Here is a 4,881-nt window from a genome sequence, read left to right as displayed (position 1 = left end):
GAGGGCTGGCGGATCACCACCCCCGACGAGGTCCTCGACGCCGACGCCGTGGTCCTCGCCACCCCGGCCGGCCCCGCCGCCCGGCTGCTCGGCGCGCTCGCCCCCGCCGCGGCCACCGCGCTGCGCGAGGCCGAGTACGCCTCCATGGCCCTGGTCACGATGGCCTTCCGGCGCTCCGACCTGCCCGCCCCGGTCACCGAAGGCGGCGCCAGCGGGTTCCTCGTACCCCCCGTCGACGGCCGGACGATCAAGGCCTCCACCTTCTCCAGCAACAAGTGGGCCTGGGCCGGGGCCGATCCGGAGCTCTTCCTGCTCCGTACCTCCATCGGCCGGCACGGCGACGAGGGCGACCTGAAGCGGGAGGACGCCGAACTCGTCGACGTCTCGCTCGCCGACCTCGGCGAGGCCGTCGGGCTCGCCGCCCGGCCGGTGGCCTCCACCGTGACCCGCTGGGACGACGGACTGCCCCAGTACCCGGTCGGCCACCTCGCCCGCGTCGCCCGGATCCGGGCCGCCGTGGCCGAGCTGCCGGGCCTCGCCGTCTGCGGAGCCCTCTACGACGGAGTCGGGATCCCGGCCTGCGTCGCGAGCGCCGGGAAGGCCGCCGACGCCGTGAGCGCCGCGATGGCCACCCCTGGCACGGACCACTGATCAGCACACGGGACAATGGACACATGACTGCACCAGAGAAGATTCCCAACGCGGGGAAGAAGGCGAAGGACCTCAACGAGGTCATCCGCTACACCCTGTGGTCCGTCTTCAAGCTGAAGGACGTCCTCCCGGAGGACCGCACCGGCTTCGCCGACGAGGTCCAGGAGCTCTTCGACCAGCTGGCCGCCAAGGACATCACCGTCCGCGGCACCTATGACGTCTCCGGCCTGCGCGCCGACGCCGACGTCATGATCTGGTGGCACGCCGAGACCTCGGACGAGCTCCAGAGCGCCTACAACCTCTTCCGCCGCACCCGGCTGGGCCGCGCTCTGGAGCCGGTGTGGTCGAACATGGCCCTGCACCGCCCGGCCGAGTTCAACAAGTCGCACATCCCGGCCTTCCTGGCCGACGAGAACGCCCGCGACTACGTCAGCGTGTACCCGTTCGTGCGCTCGTACGACTGGTACCTGCTGCCCGACGACGACCGCCGCCGCATGCTCGCCGACCACGGCAAGATGGCCCGCGGGTACCCGGACGTGCGCGCCAACACCGTCGCCTCCTTCTCGCTGGGCGACTACGAGTGGATGCTGGCCTTCGAGGCCGACGAGCTCTACCGCATCGTCGACCTCATGCGTCACCTGCGTGCCTCCGAGGCCCGGATGCACGTACGCGAAGAGGTGCCCTTCTACACCGGGCGCCGCAAGTCCGTCGCCGATCTGGTGGCCGGGCTCGCCTAGACCTCCCCTGGGGGGAAGGACCGGAGGAACGCTCGTGACACAAGAGCGGCCTCCGGGGATCGGGAGGCCCTGCCCCCGAATCGACGCAGCCGGAGACCCCGCCCGGAAGTTCAGACGACAGGCGGCAGCAGCGCCCTGGGAGCGCTTGCTGCCCGGTCGTCCAGCGACACCGGTGCGGGCTCCGGATGCGGCGCACACGTGACACGCCACCCCGGGGTGGCTCCCGTGAGCAGGTACCGCTCCACCCGCCGGTCCACGCACGCGTTGCGTCCGCCGGCCACCCCGTGGGTGCCGGCTCCCTCCTCCGTGACCAGTGAGGCCCCGTCGCCGAGCCGCCGTTGCAGCTCCAGGGCGCCCGGGTACGGGGTCGCCCCGTCCCGTTCCGCCGCGACGATGAGCGTCGGCGGCAGCCCCTGCGGCCCCGCCCCGACCTCGGCCGGACGCTGCCGGGCGGCCACCGGCCAGGAGGCGCACGGCAGGTTCAGGAACGCGTTGGCCCAGGTCTCGAAGGGTGCGCGGCGGGCCAGTTCGGAGTTGTCGCGGTCCCAGGTCTCCCAGTCGGCGGGCCACGGGGCGTCGTTGCACAGCACCGCCGTGTAGACGGCCGTCGCGTTCGCGGCCTCCGCCGCCCGCCCCGGATCGCGCGCGGCCTGCCGCGTCAGCGGGCCCGGGTCCCCGCGCAGGAACGCGGCCAGCGCCGCGGCCCGCTCCGGCCAGACGTCGTCGTAGTACGCCGTCTGCAGGTACGCCGCGTGCAGTTCGCCCGTCCCGACGACGCCGCCCGCCGGAGCGCGGGCCACCGCCGCGCGGACCCGCTCGTAACTCGCCCGCACCGCCCCGGGGGTGGTGCCGAGCCCGTACGCCGCGTGGTGGCGGGCCGCCCACGTGAGGAAGTCGGACCAGCGGCGCTCGAAGCCCGGTGCCTGGCCGAGGTTGTTGAGGTACCAGATGCGGCGCGGGTCGGGATCGACGGCCGAGTCGAAGACCATGCGGCGCACGTGGCCCGGGTAGCGGGTCGCGTAGACCGCCCCCAGATAGGTGCCGTACGAGGCGCCCACGAAGCTCAGCCGCCGCTCGCCGAGCGCGGCGCGCAGCACGTGCAGGTCGCGGACGTTGTTCAGGGTCGTGTACTGGGCCAGGGCGGCCCCGGCGTGGCGCGCGCAGCCCCGCGCGTACGCCCGGGCGGCGGCGAGCCGCTCCTGCTTGTACGCGGGGGAGGGCACGGCCGGGACCTGCGTGGGACCGTGCGGCCGCTCGTCCGGGTCCTGGCAGGACAGCGGGGCCGAGCGCCCGACTCCGCGCGGGGCGTAGCCGACGAGGTCGTAGGCGGCGGCGATCCGGCTCCAGGCGGGGCGGCCGCCGAGCAGCGGGAAGAACATCCCGGACGCGCCGGGCCCGCCCGGGTTGTACACGAGGGCGCCCTGGCGGACGGCGTCCCCGCGGCCGGTGGCGGGGATCCGGCTGACGGTGAGGGAGATCTGCGGGCCGTCGGGGCGGGCGTAGTCCAGCGGTACGCGCAGGGACGCGCATCCCACGGGGCCGGGCAGCTCCTCGACGGCGGGGCAGGGCCCGAAGCCGAGCCGGGCGGCAGCCGCGCGGCGGGCGACGAGCTCGGCCCCGGCGTCCTCGACGGCGCCGGCGGCGTCCCGGGGGGTGGCGGCCGCCCGGGCCGGGACGCCGAGGGAGAGCGCGAGGGGGAGGCCCGCCGCGGCGGCTCCGTAGCGCACGAGCCTCGTCCGCGTCCTGCGCATGGCGTTCCCTTCGTCTCATCGTCCGATCTGATGAGATGTCAGGCCCGGGCCGCTGTACAGGTCCGCCGCCGGGTGTCGGACCCGGTACCCCCGGTTGCCGTATCAGGAACTGCTGCCGCAGCTGGAGCTGCTGCTCGAACAGCTCGAACTGCTGCTGCCGCAGCTGGAACTGCCGCTCCCGCAGCTGGATCCGCCGCCCGAACAGCTGGAGCTGCTGCTGCTGCCGCAACCGGAACCGGAGGATCCCGCACAGCCGCTGCCCGAGGAACCGCAGCCGCCGGAGCCGCCGCCGCCCCCTCCGTCGCTCGCCGCGCACCAGACCACCGGCAGGATCTCGGCGGACGAAGACGAGGCGGAGTGCGAGGAGTGCGAGGTGTGCGTACGCCCCCGGGACTGGGCCGCGGCCAGCCGGGTGCTCCGGGCGGCGGGCACCAGCTGCTCGCGCAGGTACGGGTCCCGCAGGCCCCGCAGCCCGAACAGGGCCGTCTGTACGTGCTCGGCGGGATCGGCCGCGTACCGTCCCCGCATCCCGGCCAGTGCCGCCCGCCCCGCCGGGGTGATCCGCCGCCCGGCCCGCTTCGCGCAGGCGGAACCGATCACGATGCCGGCCAGCAGCGCGGGGAACACCTTGACGATGAACGGCACCTGGGGCCCCGGTTCCAGGGACCACGCGACGAAGGTCAGCGGCAGCGACAGCGGCACCAGCAGCGCGCACACCGCCGCCTGGAGCACCCCCCAGCGCCGCAGCCCGCGCCCCGTGCCGGGCGGGGCGACCAGCCCCCGGGCGGCGAGGGCGTCCCCGGTCTCCTGGACGGCCGGGTCGAGCATGGCGGCGTAGCGCACCTGGTAGAGCCACCCGGAGGGCGCCTGCCGCAGCGCCTCCAGCACGGCCCGCTCGGCGGGGTCCGAGCCCCGCGCCCCGGGCCGTGCCCGGACGAGGCCGGGGCCGCCGCCCACCAGCCGGGTGTCGACGAACAGCGAGACGAGCGCGGTGTCGACGACCGCGCCGGGACCGCCCGCCAGGAACGCGGCCTCGGACAGGTCGTGCAGTTCGGGCGCGGGCCCGGAGGCCCGGGGCCGGGCCCGGAACAGGGCGCGCAGCAGCAGTGCGCCGGAGCCGAGCACGGCGGCCCAGACGGCGACGGCCAGCAGGTTCATGCCGCCCTCCCCAGCAGGGCACGGGCCCAGCGCACGATCCGGCGGGGCGGCCGGGCGCCGGCCCGGTCCTGCCACCAGGCGGTGAGCCGGCGGCGGGCGGCCGGGTCGGCGGGCAGGTCCTGGATCAGCAGGTGCTCGGCGAAGTCCAGGGCGTCGCGGCGGTATCCGGCCGTCATGGGGCGGCGGCGGGCGTACCCGAGGAAGGCCGCGCGGTAGGCGTCGGGCCCGCCCAGGATGACCGGCAGCTCGGGCGCCAGCTTCGCGACCACCGAGGCCCGCTTGGCGGCCAGCGCCCGGGACTGGATCCGGATCCGCTGCCGGTCGAACCCCTCGGGCACGGGCGTTCCGGCGACGAGGGCCGACAACAGGGCCGCCTGCCCGAGCCCGAGCCGGGTACGGGCCGCGTCCGGCGCCGGGACGCCGCGCGCGGCCGGGTCCCCGTCGCCGGATCCGCCTGCCCCGGCCGAGGCCACCGCCGCCGCCGGCCCGGGCGCGTCCGTTCCGCTCGGTGCGGTGCTCGCGCTGGTGCCCGCCTCCGCACGCGTGTCAGCGGCGGTGCCCGCGCTCGTGCCGATGCCCGTGTC

At 75.9% G+C, this 4,881-nt stretch carries 4 protein-coding genes and 1 pseudogene; 2 read left to right on the top strand and 3 right to left on the bottom strand.

Annotation, left to right across the window (positions count from 1 at the left end):
- Both ACFV0Q_RS38395 and hemQ read left to right on the top strand, forming a co-directional pair.
- Window positions 1-651 (top strand): protoporphyrinogen/coproporphyrinogen oxidase (locus tag ACFV0Q_RS38395; protein WP_385012319.1); only part of this gene is annotated, 651 nt, incomplete at its 5' end.
- Window positions 652-674: 23 nt separating this feature from the next.
- Window positions 675-1,388 carry a hydrogen peroxide-dependent heme synthase gene (gene hemQ / locus ACFV0Q_RS38390; RefSeq protein ID WP_385012317.1) on the top strand — a complete coding sequence of 238 codons (714 nt, stop codon included), beginning with the start codon at window positions 675-677 and terminating at the stop codon, window positions 1,386-1,388.
- Window positions 1,389-1,498: 110 nt separating this feature from the next.
- Here hemQ and ACFV0Q_RS38385 read toward each other — a convergent pair whose 3' ends face one another.
- The 3 genes and pseudogenes from ACFV0Q_RS38385 to ACFV0Q_RS38375 all read right to left on the bottom strand — a co-directional run.
- Window positions 1,499-3,139, bottom strand: a complete 1,641-nt coding sequence (locus ACFV0Q_RS38385) for an alpha/beta hydrolase (protein ID WP_385012315.1) — start codon at window positions 3,137-3,139, stop codon at window positions 1,499-1,501.
- A 102-nt stretch (window positions 3,140-3,241) separates the two neighbouring features.
- Window positions 3,242-4,297 carry a TIGR04222 domain-containing membrane protein gene (locus ACFV0Q_RS38380; RefSeq protein ID WP_385012314.1) on the bottom strand — a complete coding sequence of 352 codons (1,056 nt, stop codon included), beginning with the start codon at window positions 4,295-4,297 and terminating at the stop codon, window positions 3,242-3,244.
- Window positions 4,294-4,881, bottom strand: a pseudogene (locus ACFV0Q_RS38375) (endonuclease); the annotation flags it as partial. The gene ACFV0Q_RS38380 and the pseudogene ACFV0Q_RS38375, both read right to left, overlap by 4 nt.

It is taken from the genome of Streptomyces sp. NPDC059564 (assembly GCF_042735575.1).
Classification (GTDB): Bacteria; Actinomycetota; Actinomycetes; order Streptomycetales; family Streptomycetaceae; genus Streptomyces.
This window is presented reverse-complemented; position numbering and strand designations above follow the sequence as displayed.

Excerpts from the sequence above, each read along its gene's own strand:
- hemQ (WP_385012317.1), top strand. The coding sequence starts at position 675 with ATGACTGCACCAGAGAAGATTCCCAACGCGGGGAAGAAGGCGAAGGAC.
- ACFV0Q_RS38385 (WP_385012315.1), bottom strand. The coding sequence starts at position 3,139 with ATGCGCAGGACGCGGACGAGGCTCGTGCGCTACGGAGCCGCCGCGGCG.
- ACFV0Q_RS38380 (WP_385012314.1), bottom strand. The coding sequence starts at position 4,297 with ATGAACCTGCTGGCCGTCGCCGTCTGGGCCGCCGTGCTCGGCTCCGGC.